Origin of the sequence: Pseudomonas sp. R1-43-08, from assembly GCF_003852255.1 — a bacterium.
GTDB lineage: Bacteria > Pseudomonadota > Gammaproteobacteria > Pseudomonadales > Pseudomonadaceae > Aquipseudomonas.
Genome location: NZ_CP027734.1, coordinates 4,805,760 through 4,824,425, shown reverse-complemented (window position 1 = coordinate 4,824,425; position 18,666 = coordinate 4,805,760). Strand labels below are relative to the sequence as shown.

General features: G+C 62.1%; 14 protein-coding genes. 8 read left to right on the top strand and 6 right to left on the bottom strand.

What is annotated here, in order from left to right; all coding sequences use genetic code 11:
• Positions 1–142: 142 nt before the first annotated feature.
• Positions 143–3,994, bottom strand: coding sequence for a bifunctional diguanylate cyclase/phosphodiesterase (locus tag C4J87_RS22095; RefSeq protein ID WP_124368421.1), 3,852 nt, complete (start codon positions 3,992–3,994; stop codon positions 143–145).
• Positions 3,995–4,279: 285 nt separating this feature from the next.
• Between C4J87_RS22095 and ettA the strand changes: the two genes are divergently transcribed.
• Entirely contained in the window at positions 4,280–5,944 is a 1,665-nt protein-coding gene (ettA, locus tag C4J87_RS22090; RefSeq protein ID WP_124368420.1) for an energy-dependent translational throttle protein EttA, read from the top strand.
• A gap of 87 nt (positions 5,945–6,031) precedes the next feature.
• Here the strand turns inward: ettA and C4J87_RS22085 are convergent, their stop codons facing one another.
• Positions 6,032–6,952, bottom strand: a complete 921-nt coding sequence (locus C4J87_RS22085) for a LysR family transcriptional regulator (protein WP_124368419.1) — start codon at positions 6,950–6,952, stop codon at positions 6,032–6,034.
• A 95-nt stretch (positions 6,953–7,047) separates the two neighbouring features.
• On the opposite strand from C4J87_RS22085, the gene C4J87_RS22080 reads away from it, so the two are divergent.
• The 7 genes from C4J87_RS22080 to gdhA all read left to right on the top strand — a co-directional run bounded on the left by C4J87_RS22080 (position 7,048) and on the right by gdhA (position 14,984).
• A complete protein-coding gene (locus C4J87_RS22080; protein ID WP_124368418.1) occupies positions 7,048–8,241 on the top strand; it encodes an MFS transporter in 1,194 nt (397 codons plus the stop codon).
• A gap of 34 nt (positions 8,242–8,275) precedes the next feature.
• The gene (locus tag C4J87_RS22075; RefSeq protein ID WP_124368417.1) at positions 8,276–9,100 is read left to right on the top strand and encodes a hypothetical protein; all 825 of its coding nucleotides are present in this window, start codon (positions 8,276–8,278) and stop codon (positions 9,098–9,100) included.
• 32 nt (positions 9,101–9,132) lie between these two features.
• Positions 9,133–10,362: an MFS transporter gene (locus C4J87_RS22070; RefSeq protein ID WP_124368416.1), complete on the top strand. Its 1,230-nt coding sequence runs from the start codon at positions 9,133–9,135 to the stop codon at positions 10,360–10,362.
• Positions 10,363–10,401: 39 nt separating this feature from the next.
• The gene (locus C4J87_RS22065) at positions 10,402–11,631 is read left to right on the top strand and encodes a pyridoxal phosphate-dependent aminotransferase (protein WP_124368415.1); all 1,230 of its coding nucleotides are present in this window, start codon (positions 10,402–10,404) and stop codon (positions 11,629–11,631) included.
• Between the two features lie 23 nt (positions 11,632–11,654).
• A complete protein-coding gene (locus C4J87_RS22060) occupies positions 11,655–12,500 on the top strand; it encodes a hypothetical protein (protein ID WP_124368414.1) in 846 nt (281 codons plus the stop codon).
• A 45-nt stretch (positions 12,501–12,545) separates the two neighbouring features.
• Positions 12,546–13,436 (top strand): phosphoenolpyruvate mutase, encoded by an 891-nt coding sequence (gene aepX, locus C4J87_RS22055; RefSeq protein WP_124364479.1) that lies wholly within the window; start codon positions 12,546–12,548, stop codon positions 13,434–13,436.
• A gap of 210 nt (positions 13,437–13,646) precedes the next feature.
• Positions 13,647–14,984, top strand: a complete 1,338-nt coding sequence (gdhA, locus tag C4J87_RS22050; protein ID WP_124368413.1) for an NADP-specific glutamate dehydrogenase — start codon at positions 13,647–13,649, stop codon at positions 14,982–14,984.
• Here gdhA and C4J87_RS22045 read toward each other — a convergent pair.
• The 4 genes from C4J87_RS22045 to C4J87_RS22030 all read right to left on the bottom strand — a co-directional run bounded on the left by C4J87_RS22045 (position 14,981) and on the right by C4J87_RS22030 (position 18,641).
• Entirely contained in the window at positions 14,981–15,478 is a 498-nt protein-coding gene (locus C4J87_RS22045; protein WP_124368412.1) for a GreA/GreB family elongation factor, read from the bottom strand. The two genes, gdhA and C4J87_RS22045, sit on opposite strands and share 4 nt — an antisense overlap.
• An 81-nt stretch (positions 15,479–15,559) precedes the next feature.
• The gene (locus tag C4J87_RS22040) at positions 15,560–15,916 is read right to left on the bottom strand and encodes a hypothetical protein (RefSeq protein ID WP_124368411.1); all 357 of its coding nucleotides are present in this window, start codon (positions 15,914–15,916) and stop codon (positions 15,560–15,562) included.
• Positions 15,917–16,206: 290 nt separating this feature from the next.
• A complete protein-coding gene (locus C4J87_RS22035; protein WP_124368410.1) occupies positions 16,207–18,060 on the bottom strand; it encodes a DUF4105 domain-containing protein in 1,854 nt (617 codons plus the stop codon).
• A gap of 92 nt (positions 18,061–18,152) precedes the next feature.
• Entirely contained in the window at positions 18,153–18,641 is a 489-nt protein-coding gene (locus tag C4J87_RS22030; protein ID WP_124364474.1) for a DUF3015 domain-containing protein, read from the bottom strand.
• Between the last annotated feature and the right edge of the window lie 25 nt (positions 18,642–18,666).

Below are 18,666 nucleotides of genomic sequence, written 5' to 3'. Positions count from 1 at the left end.
CTGGACTGCGCAGCAGTCCCATTTTTGGGGCCGCTTCGCGGCCCAGCGGGAGCAAGCTCCCTCGCCACAGGTACAGTGTTCGTCCTTAACTGACTGGCATTAGGGCTTGCCCCCGATGAGGCCATCAGCCCCACACAAAATCTCAGTCGAACATGAAGAGCGCATCATTGCTGAACTGCGCCTCGAACCGGTTCGCCGGCATCGGCCGGCCGAACAGGTAACCCTGCACCTCATCGCAGCCATGCTCGCGCAGGAAGTCCAGCTGCTCATGGGTCTCCACGCCCTCGGCGATGACCGCCAGGTTCAGGCTGTGGGCCATGGCGATGATGGCGCGGGCGATCTGCGCGTCCTGCTCGCCGGAGGGCAGGCCATCGACGAACGTGCGGTCGATCTTCAGCACGTCGATAGGGAATTGCTTGAGGTAGTTGAGCGACGAATAACCGGTGCCGAAGTCATCGACTGCAATGCTCAGTCCCAGGTTTTTCAGGCTGGCGAGGATCTGCAGGGCTTCGTTGACTTCGCGCATCAGGATACTTTCGGTCAGCTCCAGCTCCAGGCACGCCGGCGGCAGGCCGGTGTCCTTGAGGATGGTGGCGATGCGCGTGCCCAGTTGCCCGTCGGAGAACTGTCGCGCCGAGATGTTGACCGAGACTTTCGGCACCCGCACTTTGTTCTGGTGCCAGGTCTTGAGCTGACGACAGGCTTCGCTGATCACCCAGTCGCCCACGTCCACCACCAGCCCCAGTTCCTCCAGCACCGGGATGAAATCCCCCGGCGGCACCAGGCCCCGGCGCGGGTGGCGCCAGCGCAGCAGGGCTTCGGCGCCGGTCAGGCGTTTGCCGTCGCCGCTGAACTGCGGTTGGTAATAGAGCACGAATTCGTTCTGTTCCAGGGCGTGGCGCAGGTCGCTTTCCAGCTCCAGGCGTTCCAGGGCGCTGGCGTTCATGTCGGCCTGGTAGAACTGGAAGTTGTTCTTGCCGCGCTCCTTGGCGTGATACATCGCCGTATCGGCGTTTTTCATCAACTGGCTCAGCTCGTTGCCGTCCTGGGGGCTGAGGGCGATGCCAATACTGGCGGTTACGAAGAACTCGCGGCCCTCCAGCACGAATGGCTTCACCAGGCTAGCCAGAATCTGCTCGGCCACCGTGATCGCGCGGTTCAGCGCCAGTTCACGGCTGACGCGCGGTTGCAACAGCAAGGTGAACTCGTCGCCGCCCATACGCGCCACGGTGTCGTCTTCGGCCACGCAACCGAGCAGGCGCGTGGCCATTTCCTTGAGCATACGGTCGCCGGCGGCGTGGCCCAGGGAGTCGTTGATCGGCTTGAAACGGTCGAGGTCAAGGAACATCAACACCACCCACGACTTTTGCCGCTCCGCCGACTGCAACGCGGTGTGCAGGCGGTCCTGGAACAAGGTGCGGTTGGGCAGGTGGGTCAGGGCGTCGTAATAGGCCAAGCGGTGGATGCGCTGTTCACTGGCCTTGCGCTCGCTGATATCGCTGAAGAAACATACGTAGCTGGCCAGGTCGCCTTCATCGTCGAACACCGCCGTGATGCCGACCCAGGCCGGATAGTGCTCGCCATTGCGGCGCTTGAGCCACACTTCGCCTTCCCAGGTACTGTGCTGGTGCAGTTGCTTGAGCACGTAGCGCAGGTGGGCTTCTTGCTGTTCGTCGACGGTGAGCATGTTCGGCAGCTGGTCGAGTACATCGCTCACGGCGTAACCGCTGACCCGGCTGAAGGCCTCGTTGGCCTGCACGATATAGCCGGCCGGGTCGGTGATCAGGATGGCCGAGGTGGAGTGCTCGAACACCGTGGCCGCCATGCGCAGGTCTTTTTCGGCGCGGCGCTGTTGGCTGATATCGCGGCCTACGCCGAGGATGCCTTCAAACGCGCCATGTTCGTCCCACACCAGCACCACGCGCAGCTCGATGGGCACTTTGCGCCCATCGGCGCGCAGGCAGTCGAACAGGAACAGTTGGGTCTGCACCTCGTCGCGCAGGCTGTTCAGCGCTTCGGGGTTGCCCACCGCGCGGCTGACCTGTTCCATCAGCCCATAAATACCGCTGAGCTGTTGCGGGTTGGCAATGATCGACTGCCAGCCGTTCTTGAACACCCAGTCCACGTCATACCCCAATACGGCGTTGACCGAGGGGCTGACGTAGTTGAGGGCCAGTTGGCTGTCGGTGGAACAGATCACGTCACTGATGCTTTCGGCCAGCATGCGGTAGCGCTGTTCGCTGTCACGCAGGGATTCGCTGGCCTCGATCTGGTCGGTGATGTCCTTGGCCACGCCGATGATCCGTGTGACCACCGCCGACGTGTCCCTGGCCAGGGCCTGTTCGCGGATGTCGAAGCGTCGCCACTGGTTATTGCGGTGACGAAAGCGCAGCTGGCAGTGCAGTTGGGTGGTGTAAGTCACCTGGCGTTGCTGTTGACGCAAGTCGTGGTAATGCTCGGCGTCTTCGGGATGCAGCAGGATTTCCCAGAAGTACTCGCCCATTTTCTGCAGTTCGGCCTTGTCGTAGCCGAGGGTATGGCCCAGGTGATGGTTGCTGAAAATCATGCGCTGGCTGATCACGTCCTGCACATACAGGTGGTCGGGCACGGTGCGTACCACGTCCGACCAGAAACTCTCGCGCTCGACCAGCGACAGCTCGATCAGCTTGCGACTGGTGATATCGCTGATGCTGAGGATCACCGCCTTGACGTCATCCTGCTGTTCCGGCAAACGCATCACGAGCCACAGGTACTGGTCATTGCCCGCCACATCGTTGAGCTGGATTTCCAGCTCCAGCTGTTTTTGCCGGGTCAGTACGGCTTCCAGTACCTGGTGGCCGATAGACGTGGCATTGCTCGGGCAATCGTCAATCAGGCGCTCCCAGGCCTGCTCGCAGGAGGCCACGTTCAACAGGCGCACGGCCATCTGGTTGACCTCGGTCACGCGCAGCTCTTTGAGCAGTTTGCGCCGCTCAGCGGGGTTGGCCCGCAGCCAGGCGTGCAATTGCTCGCGGCCCTGCACCTGGGTCTTGTCGCAGAACGCCTTCAACCCCGAAAGGTCGAGCACGCACAGGGCCACGCCGGTGCCTTCGAAAATATCCTGATAACGCCGCCGGCCTTCGTGCACCTGGCGCTGACGGCGGCGCATGTTCAGCAGCACGATCACCGGGATCAGCGAAAAAGCCAGGCCCAGCAGGCATTTGCCGATGAACGCCGGCAGCAGTTGTTCGAGCACCGCGCTGCGGTCGAACAGCCCGCGCAGTTGCCAGTCGCTCTTGCTCAACGGCGTGACCAGCACGCTTTTATTCAATTCGTCCGGGGTCAGCGCACCGGCCCACGGAGCCGGCATGCCGTTGTCACGGCTGACCACGCGCTGGTTCAGGCGGTTCTCGATCGCCCACATCGGGCGCTGGCCCTGGGCATCCTGGCGAGTCAGGTTGGCCAGGTAGGTGGGCGCCAGGCGCAGCGCCCAGTACATCTTCGAGCCGCCGCTGGGCTGGTGCAGCAACAGATAAATCACGTTGCCGTCGTTGTCGTTGCTCAGGTAATAGGATTGGGCGTGGCTGCGCTTGACCAGTTCCTGGAGCAGGGCGCTGTCCTGGCTGTCGTTGGCGGTGTCGCTGATTAATGCGCCGCTGGGGGCGAGCAGGGCGACGCTGCGCAGTTCGGGCAATGAGCGCTGCAGTGTGAGGATCAGGGCCTGGTGTTGTTCGGCGTTGCGCGGCGGCTCGACGATCGGCAGCAGATTCAGGGCAATCTGTGCGCTCAGGGCCATGTTCTGGCTGATCTGCTCGGCCAGGTCGGCGCTGTAGTCGATGGTGTATTGCTGCTGGTTTTTCTGGTTTTGCTGCAATTGATCAAGCAGTTGCCAGAACAATAACGCGAGCAACATCAGCACAAGCGTCGCCAATGCGCCTTTGAGGGTGCCGTGCAGGGGCGCTCCCGGCGCTATATGAGCGGCGCGCAAGGGAGTAGGCGACGTGACTTTGGACAAGCTGTAATCCTGCGGTTTGGCTGGACTGGCGCGCGACGTGCACTATAAGCCGGACGCCCGGAGGGCGGCTAGCATGCCTTGAGTTGTGGCAAAGTGCCAGTCCCGCCTGGCTGGACTGCCCCAGCGCATTCAGGTAGCTTTGCCGGTTACGCGGGGGCGTTCCAGCCCCAGACATTCAGGCTTTTTCCGCTCGCCGGCATTGATGATAGTCAACGGCCCGCGCAGCGCATGGCCTGGCACGGGCTTCGCCCGCTTAATTCATCAGTCACTGACGCTAGGTTCACCATGGCTCAATACGTCTTCACCATGCATCGGCTGGGAAAAGTTGTTCCGCCGAAGCGGGAAATCCTGAAAAACATTTCACTGTCCTTTTTTCCGGGCGCCAAGATCGGCGTGCTCGGCCTCAACGGTTCGGGTAAATCCACGCTGCTGAAAATCATGGCCGGCGTCGACACCGAGTTCGAAGGCGAAGCCCGCCCGATGCCCGAACTGAACATCGGTTACCTGCCCCAGGAGCCGATCCTGGACCCGACCAAGACCGTACGTGAAGTGGTCGAGGAAGCGGTCGCTGTGATCAAGAACGCCCAGGCCCGCCTGGACGAAGTCTACGCCGCTTACGCCGAGGAAGATGCCGACTTCGACAAGCTGGCCGCCGAACAGGCCAAGCTCGAGGCGATCCTGCAGGCCAGCGACGGTCACAACCTGGAGCGCCAGCTGGAAGTCGCCGCCGACGCGCTGCGCCTGCCGGCGTGGGACGCCAAGGTCGAATTCCTGTCCGGCGGTGAAAAACGCCGTGTGGCCCTGTGCCGCCTGCTGCTGTCGGCCCCCGACATGTTGCTGCTCGACGAACCGACCAACCACTTGGACGCCGATTCTGTCGCCTGGCTGGAACATTTCCTTCACGACTTCCCAGGCACCGTGGTTGCGATCACGCACGACCGCTACTTCCTGGACAACGTCGCCGGCTGGATCCTCGAGCTCGACCGTGGCGCCGGTATCCCTTACGAGGGTAACTACTCCGGTTGGCTGGAAGCCAAGTCCGACCGTCTGGCCGCCGAATCCAAGCAGCAATCGGCCCATGAAAAAGCCATGAAGGAAGAACTGGAGTGGGTGCGCAAAGGCGCCAAGGCCCGCCAGTCCAAATCCAAGGCCCGTCTGCAGCGCTTTGAAGAAATGCAGTCGCAGGAATTCCAGAAGCGCAGCGAAACCAACGAGATCTACATCCCTGCCGGCCCGCGCCTGGGTGACAAGGTCATCGAATTCAAGAACGTGAGCAAAGGCTACGGCGACCGTGTGTTGATCGACAACCTGTCGTTCTCCATGCCAAAAGGCGCAATCGTCGGCGTTATCGGCGGTAACGGTGCGGGTAAATCCACACTGTTCCGCATGCTGATGGGCAAGGAAACCCCGGACTCCGGCAGCATCGAGATCGGCGAAACCGTGCAACTGGCCTGTGTGGACCAGAGCCGCGACGACCTCGACGGCAGCAAGACGGTGTTCCAGCAGATTTCCGACGGTTCCGACCAGATCCGTATCGGCAACTACGAAATCCCGTCGCGCACCTATGTCGGCCGCTTCAACTTCAAGGGCGGCGACCAGCAGAAGTTCGTCAAGGACCTGTCCGGTGGTGAGCGTGGTCGCTTGCACCTGGCCCTGACCTTGAAAGAAGGCGGCAACGTCTTGCTGCTCGACGAACCGTCCAACGACCTCGACGTTGAAACCCTGCGCTCCCTGGAAGAAGCCCTGCTGGACTTCCCGGGCGCCGCCATTGTGATCTCTCACGATCGGTGGTTCCTTGACCGTGTCGCGACCCACATCCTGGCGTACGAGGATGATTCGCAAGCGGTGTTCTTCGAAGGCAACTACACCGAGTATGAAGCCGACCGCAAGAAGCGTTTGGGCGACGCGGCGGCCCAGCCGCACCGCGTACGCCACAAGAAACTGGCCTGATTCGGCAACAGGCGCCGCCTCGGCAGCGCCTGTACGGAGCAGCCTGTAGAAAAATACCCCTCGCGCAGGGGTATTTTTTTGCCCGGATTATGCCAGCGGCGCCAGCGCCGGCCGGCCTTGCAGCAATTCACCGACCACCCCCATGAACGCCTCGACCAACAGCGAGCGTGACTGTGAGCGCGTGAGGATCAGCAGGTGGACCCAGGCTTCGGGGTCTGCCAAAGGTCGGTAGACCACGCCTTGCCTGGCCAGGGTGCGAGTGCACTGGGGCACCAGCGAGACACCCTGGCCCGCCGCCACCAGGGCGATGATCGAGGTGATCTGGCGCCCCGCAGGGCCCGGGCGCAACGCCAGGCCGTGGCGTTGATACAGGTGCTCGATGGAACCGTTGAGACCTGAACCGTAATCGCTGGGGAACAGAATCAACGGGAACTCGCTGAGCTGGGCGAGGGTGACTTCGTCCTGGCCAGCCAATGGGTTGTCGCTGCAAAGCGCCGCCACCAGGGGTTCTTGCCCCAACGACAACACCTCGACGTCGGTTTGCCCGGGCTCCGGCAGCAGGCGGCTCATGCCGATGTCGATGCGGCCGTCCAGCACATGCGCGTGCAGGCTGCCGGAAGCGCTTTCCACCAGGGTCAGTTGCACCTCGGGGAAACGCTGGGCGAAGGCTTGCAGGGTTTGACTGAACAGCTCCGACAGCGCGATCGAGCTGGCATACCCCACGACCAGTTGGCCGGTCGAGCCGGCGGCCAGCTTGGCGGCAATGTCCTGCGCAAGCCGGGCGTGCTCCAGCGCCGCGCGGGCATAGGGTAGAAAGTGCCGGCCTTGGGCGGTCAGCGTGACGGAGCGGCTGGTGCGGTCAAACAGGCGAAAGCCGAGCTCGGTTTCCAGGGCCGAGATCTGCCGGGTCAGGGGCGGCTGGGCAAGGTGCAGGCGCTGGGCTGCGCGACCGAAGTGCAGCTCTTCGGCGACCGTCAGGAAGTAACGTAACTTGCGTAGATCAAGCATTCTGTTTCCTGGGTATTGATCGGTCCGAATTCGGTATTGGTATTCGCCACGCTGCGCATTCTATAAAGATCCTCGACAATAAGACGAGAGGTCCCATGAACCCGCGCCTGCATCACGCCCGCTTTGCCGTGTTTCTGTGTGGCTGTGCGGCGTTTCTCAATCTCTACGCGACCCAGAGCATCCTGCCTGTGTTTGCCGAAAGCTTCCAGGTGAGCGCCCGGCAGGCCGGGTGGAGCATTACGGTGACCACCCTGGCAGTGGCCTTGGCTGCGCCTTTTGTCGGGCGCCTGACCGGGCGTTTCGAGCAACGCAACGTGATTGTCGTGGCCGCGTTGCTGTTGGCGCTGCCGGCGCTGCTGACGGCCTATGTGGACAGTTTTGCCGAGCTGCTGGTGTGGCGGTTTATCGAGGGTATGTTGATCCCGGTGGTATTCGCCACCAGCGTGGCCTATATCGGCGACCGCTGGCGCGCAGCGACTGTCACCGAGATCACCAGTCTCTACGTCGCAGGTACGGTACTCGGCGGGTTTGCCGGGCGCTTTGTCTCGGGGGTCATGACCCAGTATGTCGGTTGGCGGGAAGCCTTCGAGCTGCTGGCGGTGATCAGCCTGGCGGTCGGCCTGCTGATCCTGTTGCTGCTGCCGGCCAATCCAGTGGCGCGTCCCGGCGTCGGGGGCGTGGGCGCGCGCGGGGTACGCTGGCTGCTGCGCAAACCCTTGCTGGCGGCCTATGGCGTCGGTTTCTGCGTGCTGTTCTCACAAGTCGCGACCTTTACCTATGCCGGGCTGTATCTCAGCCAGGCACCGTTCAACCTGGGCGCAGCAGCCTTGGGGACACTGTATGCCGTGTTCCTGCTGGCGCTGGTGGTCATTCCCATTGCGGGTCGCTTGAGCAAATCGCGACCGCAATCGCAGCTACTGAGCGGCGCCGTGGCGCTCGGCCTCTGCGGTTCGGCCCTGACCTTGTTGCCGTCCCTGTGGCTGATCGTGCTGGGCCTGGCACTGAGCTCGACCGGCGTATTCCTGGCCCAGGCCTGTGCCAATGCGTACATCGCCACCACGGCCGGGCAGGACAAGTCCGGCGCCGTGGGCCTGTACCTGACCGGCTATTACCTGGGCGGCAGCGCCGGTGCAGTGGCCCCGGCGCTGCTCTGGGAGCAGTGGGGCTGGCCGGGCTGCGTGGCATTGATCGCAGGCTTTCAACTGTTGTCGCTGGCAATCGCCCTGCTGGGCTGGAAACCGGTAGACACCCAGGCGCTGATCGCCGGCCAACGCGGCAAACCGGCCTGATGTTTCATCCAATAATGGACTATGAGAGGTGAATATGACTGACACCGTGATCAAGCGCAGCCAGTTGCTGAAGATCGTCGAACCGGTATTGAATGACATGCCGGCCAGTACCTTGCGGCATGCCCTGTTCGAAGCCTTTTGGGCTCAGGAAGAGGCGCTGATGGATATCGAAGAGGCTTTTGCGCGACTCACCTCGCGTCGGCATTCGCCGGCGGTGCTGCGCAAGTTTTTCGCCAGCTGGTCCAAGACCAATAATTCGGCGGCCAGTGTGTCCGGCCTGGCCAACCGGATTACCTTGCTGGCGCGTTCCGACGCCGGCTCCACCGCCGCGGCGCAGCTGTACCGTGCCTGCGGCAGCCTGCAGCGCATTACCGATGAAGACTTGGGCGCGTTGGGCAACACCGTGCACGCGGACCTTTTCTACACCATGGCGACCGCGCTGTGCGGCGATGACCAGTGGATGTTGAAGGACAACTGCCTGCCCTCGGCGCAGGCGTTCAAGGATTGGACCGACAGCCGTCGCCTGCGTGATCGCGACCTGCTGCAGGGGTTGCTGACCACGCTGATCCACGAGGTGTACACCCACGGCGAAGTGGAGTTCATCCATCCGTTGTACTCGCAGTGGTTCGTGCGGGATATGGGCGTGCCGCCGGAGAGATCGCGTGCGACGGTGGCCTGGGTCACCGTGCACACCGGCGGCACCGAGAGCGACCATTTCGCCCATGCGGTGGCGGCGGTGAACGAGTTCACCGCCGCCCTGCAGATTGAAGCGGACCCCGCCACGGCGCGCGGTATTTTTGCCGAATACCTGCAGCGTAAAGCCAGCGTGATGAACGATTGCGCGCAATTGCTGGGTTGACCCGGCGTTTTGCCTGAGAGCCACTGACCCGGATGAACACCCTGAAGCAAACCGCAGCCCCGTCGTTGTCACCGCCTGACCAGGCAACTGTGCGCCGCCGCTCCCTGGTGGCCGGTTGTGGCGCGCATGCCGTGCACGACGGCCTGACCGATGTGATCTATGTGCTGTTGCCGATCTGGCAGGCGCAGTTCGGCCTCAGCTACGCCCAGGTCGGCCTGTTGCGCGGCGCCTATGCGGGCATGATGGCCGGCTTCCAGTTACTGGCCAGTCGCGCTGCGGCACGCTGGGGGCGCCAGCGCTTGCTGGTGGGCGGCACTGCGCTGGCGGGCTTGGCCTATCTGCTGGCGGGCCAGGCCGGTGGGCTGGCGGTGCTGCTGGTGGCACTGCTGCTGGGCGGGCTGGGCGCAAGTACGCAGCACCCGCTGGCCTCGTCGTTGATCACCGATGCCTACGAGGCGGGCGGGGAGGCGGGCGGGGGCGTCAAGCAAGCGCTGTCGCAGTACAACTTCAGTGGAGATATCGGCAAAACCCTGATCCCCGGGTTGATCGGCCTGTTGCTGGCGGTCATCAGTTGGCGCGCCAGTGTCACCCTGCTGGGTGTACTCGGGCTGCTGGCGGCAGGCTTGTTGTGGTGGCTGATTCCGGCGCGCACCGAAGGTTTGGCGGCGCCGCCCAAAGCCACCCGTGCGGGCGGCGGCACCGGCTCCGTGAGCGGGCTGCGTGCGCTGATCCTGACCGGCACGCTGGACAGCGCGGTGCGCATGGGATTTCTCACGTTCCTGCCGTTTTTGCTCAAGGCCAAGGGGGCCGGGCCTGCGGGGATCGGTCTGGCGCTGACGATGCTGTTCGTGGGAGGCGCCTTCGGCAAACTGTTGTGCGGTTACCTCGGTGCGCGCATCGGCATGATGAAGACGGTGTGGGTCACGGAGTTCACCACGGCGCTGCTGATCGTCATGGCGGTATACCTGCCCTACGCCGGTTTGATGGTGATGTTGCCGCTGCTGGGGCTGGTGCTCAATGGCACGTCGTCGGTGCTCTACGGCGCGGTGCCGGACCTGGCGGGGCCGGGCAGGCGCGACCAGGCTTTTGCAGTGTTCTACACCGGCACCATCGGCGGCGGCGCATTGGCGCCGGTGCTGTTCGGCAGCCTAGGGGATGCCACCGGCGTGCCCCAGGCCGTTTTGCTGCTGGCCGCCACCTTGTTGCTCACCCTGCCGCTGTCCTGGCGGGTTCAACGAGGGCTGGAGGCTCAGGCCCGGTAGGGCGAACGAATTTTTCAGCGTGTTCTGGCAGGTATAACAATGAACAACAGTGAACCGTCTGCCGTGTCATTGCCGTTGTCCCGGCGTGCGCAACGTCTGCGCGCACCGGGCACGTCCAGCATGCGCAGCAAAGCCAATGCCTTGAAAGAAGCCGGCGTCAACGTGATCAATTTTGCCGCTGGGGAATTGTCCTTCGATGCCTGCCCGGCCATGAAAGCCGCCGTGAGCGATGCGCTGGCCAATGCCCGCAACCGCTATACGCCGCCCATCGGCCTGCCCCAACTGCGCCAGGCGCTGGCGCAGCAGGTCACTCAGCGCTGCGGGGTGAATTACGCCGCCGATGAAGTGGCGGTGACCGCCGGTGCCAAGCAGGCGCTGTATAACGCCGCGATGGTGCTGCTCGATCCGGGGGATGAAGTCATCGTTGCGGTGCCGTACTGGGAAACCTTCCCCACCCAGATCCAGCTCGCCGGTGGCGTTCCGGTCTATGTCGATACCGCTGCGGATGACTACCGCCTCACCTGCGCGGCGGTGGAAAACGCCCTGACCCCACGCACCCGCATGATTGTGATCAACACCCCGAACAATCCGACGGGCACGGTTTATCAGCGTGAACAACTGTTGGGGATTGCCCGGCTCGCGTTCGAACACCGGCTCTGGGTGGTGTTCGACGAGTGCTACCGCAAGCTGGTGCGCGCGCCCCATGAACATCACAACATCGTGTCGCTGTTTGCGCCGCTCAAGCACCAGACGGTGCTGGTCGATTCGTTTTCCAAGAGCCACGCGGTCACTGGCTGGCGGGTAGGGTATGCGTGCGCACCCGCCCCGGTCATTGCCGCCATGCACAACCTGCAAGGGCACACGACGTCCAACCCCAGCAGCCTGTCCCAATACGCCGCGCTCGGCAGCCTGATGGCTGACGCGCCGCACTTTACCCAGCAGGTCAATGCCTTCCTCGACCAGCAGTTGCTCGCAGCCTGCACTTGCCTGGGGCATGTGGATGACATTACCTGCGCCCCGCCGGAGGGCGCGTTCTATCTGTTTATCGATGTGTCGCGCAAATTGGGTGGCCGCTACCTGGGCACCGTTATCCGTGACGTCGACCACCTGGCCGATCTGTTATTGACAGAGGCCCATATCGCGGTGGTGCCCGGCTCCGGCTGTGGCGACCGCAACAGCATCCGCATTTCCTACGCCGTTGAGCATGAAGCGTTGATCGAAGGCCTCACGCGCTTTGCCCGCTTCATGTCAGAAGTCGTTGCGCATTAACCCCACCCAAAAGGATATGAGCCGTGGAAAATCTGAGCCGCCAATTTATCGGGTACGTGAACCAGGCACTGGTGGATGTCGAAGACCGACATCTGGCCCAGGCCCTGCTCAGCGGTTTCAACAGCCAGCCCGCCGAGCTGGACAGGTACTGCGAGACCTATGTCGACATGACCTCCAGTAACTGGAGCGAGTCGTCGCTGTGTACGTTCTTCTGTGGCTGGCGCAGCCCGGACGGCGCCGCCCATGCCGTCTCGAGCATCATCGTGCGTATCCTTCAGGAGTCGGCATCCCTGGCCGATGACGCTCGGCTGAAGATGCTCGAAGCGGCGGCCCACTGTGGGGAGATCATCGTCGAGGACATCGGACTGGGCGAAATGCACGGGCATCCGCACCACTCCAAGCTGTATTACCGCATGGCTTCGGCGATCTGCGGTTCGGATGAATGGCGCCTGCAGGACAAGTTCCTGGACCCGATCACCAAGGAGTTTTCCGGTTGGGTCGGGGAAAAACGCCCGCTGGCGCCGCAGCTCATCGAAGCGCTGGAAATGATGGCCATGACGGAGTTGTTCAACACCGGCGAGTACAACCTGATGACGCCGTTATGGAAACAATGGTTGCGCGATGTGCGCGGGTACAGCGCCGGTGAGGCCAGCCGCGTGGCGAGCTTTCTCAGCGTGCACTGCGGCAGCGTGGAAGCGCGCCATTTCAGGCATGCGGCAGAGGCGTTGCGGCTTTACGCCAGCGCCACCGGGCAGGCCGTGGATTACAGCCGTATCGCGCAGCTATCCAGGGAGTACGTGGCCAGGGCCTGTGAACATCTGCAGAAAATGGCATCGGTACTCAAGTGTGAACAGTCCGCCTGGGATTGAACTGTCCGAAACTCCCGTTGTGCCGCTGACATGGAGCCTGAACCTATGATGGATACCGACGCGCGCCGACGCCCTCTGTCGGCGCTACTGGATAGCAATCGTTGCTTGCGCGTACTCGAAGCCCATAGCCCGATATCGGCATTGCTCGCGCAGCGCGCCCGGCTGGAAATCAGCCCAGGGCATACGGTGGGGTATGACGCCATCTGGTCGAGTTCGCTGACCGACTCGACCCAGCGGGGGTTACCCGATATCGAGATTCTTTCGCCCAGCAACCGCTTGCCCGGGATCCGCGAAATATTTGATGTGTGTTCGCTGCCGCTGATATTCGATGCCGATACCGGCGGCAAGGCCGAGCATCTCGCGATTCATATCAAGATGCTGGAGCGCGCGGGCGTCTCGGCGGTGGTGATCGAAGACAAGTGCGGCTTGAAGAAAAACTCATTGTTCGGCACCGAGGTCGACCAGGCGCAGGAGTCCATCGAGGTATTTTGCGCCAAGCTCCAGGCCGGCTGCGCCAGTCGCACTGGCTCAGGGCTGATGCTGATTGCGCGGTGTGAAAGCCTGATCCTGGATCGCGGCATGGAGGAAGCGATGGCGCGGTGCCTGGCGTATGTGGAGGCGGGGGCGGATGGCATCATGATCCACAGTCGCAGGCAGGATGGCCTGGAAATCCTTGAGTTCGCCAGGCAGTTTCGTCTGCAACGGCCCAAGGTTCCGCTGATTTGCGTGCCGACCAGTTATGTTCACCTGAAATTCGAGGTGCTGGAGCAGGCAGGTTTCAACGCGGTGATTTATGCCAACCATATGTTGCGCAGTGCCTACCTGGCCATGCGCGATACCGCTTTGGGCATACTCGCCCATGGCAGGACGCTGGAGCTGGAGCCGCGCTGTCTGGGCATCAACGAGATACTCGATCTGGTGCCCGGGACGCGGTAATGCGACACGCGGGGCTGTCGTCCAACCTTTCACTCATTGGTGCATGTGGCGGGTTGGAATCCCTGTTTCAGGGCGAAATACGCCAGTTATTTATAGAAATGCACCATTTAAATTCATAAAAGCGACATTTTGCCCTGTCATGGTGCGAAATGAATTGATAAAGTCCGGCTCAATCTCTGTTTAACAACAATCATTTTGCCGAGACTTTTCATGCACGAATCCGTCGAATCCTTCCTTGCCCGCCTCAAGAAACGCGACCCCGACCAACCGGAATTCCACCAGGCCGTGGAAGAAGTCCTGCGCAGTCTGTGGCCGTTTCTTGAAGCCAACACCCACTACCTGACCTCGGGCATTCTGGAGCGCATCTGCGAGCCGGAACGTGCGATTAGCTTTCGGGTTTCGTGGGTGGACGATCAGGGCAAGGTCCAGGTCAATCGTGGTTTCCGTATCCAGATGAACAGTGCCATTGGCCCTTACAAGGGCGGTTTGCGCTTTCATCCTTCGGTGAACCTGGGCGTGCTGAAATTCCTCGCCTTCGAGCAAACCTTCAAGAACTCTCTTACCTCGCTGCCCATGGGCGGTGGTAAAGGCGGCTCGGACTTCGACCCCAAGGGCAAGAGCGACGCCGAAGTGATGCGTTTCTGCCAGGCGTTCATGAGCGAGCTGTACCGCCATATCGGTGCCGACGTGGACGTACCAGCCGGTGATATCGGCGTGGGCGCCCGTGAAATCGGCTTTCTGTTTGGCCAGTACAAACGTCTGAGCAATCAGTTCACCTCGGTATTGACCGGCAAGGGCATGACCTACGGCGGCAGCCTGATCCGCCCGGAAGCCACGGGTTTTGGCTGTGTGTACTTCGCCGAAGAAATGCTCAAGCGCGACGGCCAGCGGGTCGAAGGCAAGCGCGTGGCCATCTCCGGTTCGGGCAATGTGGCGCAATACGCGGCGCGCAAAGTGATGGACCTGGGAGGCAAGGTGATTTCCCTGTCGGACTCCGAAGGCACGCTGTACGCCGAGAGCGGGTTGACCGAGGAGCAATGGTCAGCCCTGCTGGCGCTGAAAAACGTGCAGCGCGGCCGTATCAGCGAACTGGCCGGGCGTTTCGGCCTGGAATTTCGCCAAGGCCAAACCCCCTGGGCGCTGGCGTGCGATATCGCGCTGCCCTGCGCCACCCAGAACGAACTCGACGCCGACGCTGCCCGCGCCCTGTTGCGCAAGGGCTGCATCTGCGTCGCCGAAGGCGCCAACATGCCGACCACCCTTGAAGCTGTGGATATCTTTATCGAGGCAGGCATTCTGTTCGCGCCGGGCAAGGCGTCGAATGCCGGTGGCGTGGCCGTGAGTGGCCTGGAGATGTCGCAGAATGCCATGCGCCTGCTGTGGACCGCCGGCGAGGTGGACAGCAAACTGCACAGCATCATGCAGTCGATCCACCATGCCTGCGTGCATTACGGCGAAGAAAATGGCCGGGTCAATTATGTGAAGGGCGCAAACATCGCAGGCTTCGTCAAAGTTGCCGAAGCGATGCTGGCCCAGGGCATCGTCTAGACCCCGGGTTCGATACGCAACACTTCGATCGACTGATCGCCAACGGGGCGCTGCCACAGCACCTCGTCCCCCACCTGGGCGCCGAGCAACGCGCGCCCGAGGGGCGAACCCCAGTTGATCAAGCCTGCGTTGGCATCGGCCTGATCTTCGCCGACCAGTTGGATGCGCTGCTGCTCGTCCTGCTCGTTGGCGAAGGTCACCCAGCTGCCGATCTGTACTTTATCGGTAGAAGTGGCCGGCGCCACAACCTGGGCGCTTTGTACCCGCTGGTTGAAGTAGCGCAAATCCCGCTCAAGGTCGGCCTGGCGTTGCTTGTCCGCCTTTTCGCCCTTGGCGGATTCGGTGCTGTATTCCTGCTGCAACTGCGCAACCTTGGCCTGCAACTGCTCCAATCCCTGCGCGGTCAAGCGATTGGGTTGGGCACTGACTTGGCGCTCCACCGGCTGATCAGCCTGGGCGGCGGCGTTATCTTCATTTACAAAAGCTCGGCTCATGATGTTCTCCTTCAATGGAGTTTGGGCCATGTTCGCCGCGCGATCGTTCCCACGCTCTGCGTCCGCTTCTAACGCGGCGCGCTATTGCGAGCGATAAGCCTTGGCCGCATCGCGATCCTTCTCCTGCTGCCATTCGTGCTCGCGGTCATTCCTGCGGTTGTCCTGGTAGTCCCGCAGCTCCTCGTTCTCGCGCATGGCCTTGCACTGGCGGAAACCATCTTCCCAGCCTTCGGCGTACTGCCGGTCTTTCAGATAGCGGGGCACGTTCTTGCGAAACTCCCCGGTAATCACCCCAGCGGCCTGGCGACCGCTGCTGCAACCGTCGTCGAAGCCATCGGCAAAGGCGGGCGGATAACCTTTGGCCAATAAGTCTTGGTGGGTCGATTGGCAGCCTGACAACCCCACCACTACACACAGCATTAGCGCAGACCGCCACATGGCGTACTCCCTGGCCGATTTACGGCTGATAGGGGAAGTCTAGTCAGGGATTTGTCAGATGTGTGTGAAAGAGAAGTCGGTGGGATGTGGGCTGTGCAAAATGATCGTTCCCACGCTCTGCGTGGGAATGCCTCCTGGGTCGCTCCGCGTCCCGCCAACCGCTGCACGTTTGGATTACTGCGCACAGGTGACGCGGAGCGTCACGGGCTGCATTCCCACGCGGGAGCGTGGGAACGATCTTCTCCGGCAAATTTTGTTCATGCACAAATAAGTGTGGGAGGGGGTATGAATCAGTAGTGGTACCACTTCACTTCGAGCATTACTTCATTCACCGGTGTCGACAAGTGGCTGTACTCGCGCTGGGCGCTCAGGCGCAGGCCCAGGTTGCGTGACAGTTCCCACTGTTGGTTCAGGCTGATGCTGCGCCGTACTTCGCCATTGGTGAAAAAATCGCCCTTGGCTTCCAGGCTCAGGTTGCCCAGCGGGTTCTTCCACAATAGGCCGGTGTTGAAGCCGGCGGCGGGGGAGATGGCTTCGCTGAAGTCATTGTTGTGTTCCACGCGCACCGTGCCGAGGGCGAAGCCGAGCATGTCGTCGCTCAACTGCCAGGTGCCGCCCGCGCCGCCGTTGACGTGGGCGACCAGGGTTTCGTCGTCGTGTTTACCCGGTACGCGCTCCAGGCCACCGGTGACTTGCCATGACCAGGGTTGCAGCAAGGCGTTGCGTGGGGTCAGGGAGCGGATGGTGGCGAGGTCCAGTTGCTGCAGCTGCCAGTGATTGCCTTCGTACTGGCGCAGTTTCATCTGCAGGATTTCGATTTGTGCGCCCAGGGGGAAGCCTTCGGCGTTGTCGTTGAGGTCGTGATAGGCCATACGCAGGCCGTATTCGCCGAAGGCTTTGTCGCCACGGGTGCCGATGCCGGCCTGCCAGGTGCGCGACTCGTGGCCGTTCTCCGGCAGGCCGGGCGGGGTGATCTTCAGGTCGGGCGCAGGGTTCTGGTTGATCGCACGCAGCAGTTCGAAGCTGCGCTGAGAGCGTGCAGTGTCGCGCTCCAGGCCGTTGGCGCGGTAGCGACCGAGGCGATAGGCGGCGTCGACGATCAGCGCCTGGCGCTCGCGGGGCAGGGCTTTGAAGGCTGGCGCCTGCAATTGCTGCTGGTCATCGCTGATGGTGAGCGCCCACTGTTGCTCATCGCCGTCCAGCGGTTTGGCACGTTCGAGCAGTTCGCGTTCACGGGAGGGGCGATAGTCGATCTTTTCCACCAGGCCCGCTTCCTTGACCGCTTTGACGGTGTCGGTGGGGATCGCCGTCAGCGGGAACTGCTCGGTCAGGCGCAGGCCGGGGCGCGCCACTTGCAGCAGTTCCAGCAGGCGATAGGAGCAATTTTCATCGAAGAAAAAGTAGTCGAACTGGATCTGCTTGAGTTCCCACACATGCTCGACCATGCGCTTGGTCTCGACTTCGGTGAGGTTCAGGCGGTATTCCCACAGGTCACGGTTTTCCAGGCTGCGGTATTCGGAGAGTTTTTCCTGGTAGGGCACCAGGGCGAACAGGCCGGGGTAGCCGCCCATCAGGCCTTTCCAGGCATACAGAATGCTGTTGTCCGAGCCTTCGATATAGGCACCGAAGTTGATCGCGTAGCTGAGCAGGGCGGTATTGTTGCTCTGCACGTCAGCCTGGTCGATGCGCAGCAGGGTGTGGCCGAACATCGACGACGGGCTGTTGAGGTACGCCGCCGGGAAAATCATCACTGCGCTGTGGGGCGCGACGTCCGTGAACCATTGTTTGAATTCCTTGCAGTCCACCGCCGGCAGGTCGGTCAGTTGCAACTGGTCCTTGAGCCAGCGGGTGCGTGCGGGATAAACGCATTGGGCGTGCTTTTCACCCAGGCTGGCCGGTGCATACAACGCATCCACGGTGGCCTTGAGTTCGGCATCCGGATGATGCGCCCCGTCGGCGGCGAGAAAGAATTTCTTGTCGCTGACATAGCTGCGCCAGCCACTGATCTTGCCGGCTTCGTAATGGCCCAGCGACAGCCAGAACGGGTCATTGGCCAGTTGCTGCAAACGTTGATCGTCGAGGTGCGGTGCCGCATGCAGCGGGGCGCAGGCGAAGAGAGCCAGGCAAGCGAGGCGTTTGAGCATGGGGGCTACTTAAGTCGGACTGAAAAAAAGACCCAAGGGGGGCAGGTCGAAAAAACAAAACCCGCGCCTCGAAAGGCGCGGGTGGGTCGAGCTTAAGCCTGGGTAGCGTATTTCGCCAGACGGGCATCACTTTTCAGTACGGCAATGGTGTTGTTGTGCACGTCGTCAGCGGTCACGTCAGCCTTGCTGAAGATCTGCTGGAAGTGCTCGTGGGTCACGGCCGCGAAGTGCTCGCGATCTTCCGGCGCCACGCCCAGTACCACGGCGTAGGTAGTCAGCGCTTCGCCGTTACCCTTGGCCATGTCTTCGGACAGCTCGTTCATCATGCCATTCATGGCAATCCAGGACTTGCCGCCGTAGGTCAGGGAACTGTTGGTGCTGCAACCGTTGGTGCCCGAGGTCATGCCGAAGGTGGCGTTACCTGAAGTGCCGTTGGTGGTGGAGGCCAGGAAGTGGGCCGGAGTACCGCGCTGGCCTTCGAACAACATGTTGCCCCAACCGCAGTTCGGGCCACCTGGTGCTTCTGCCATTGCATTGAGGGAGACGACGGTGAAGAGAGTACCAAGAAGGATCCGTTTCATAGCTTTGTTCTCTTTGTGTGCAAAC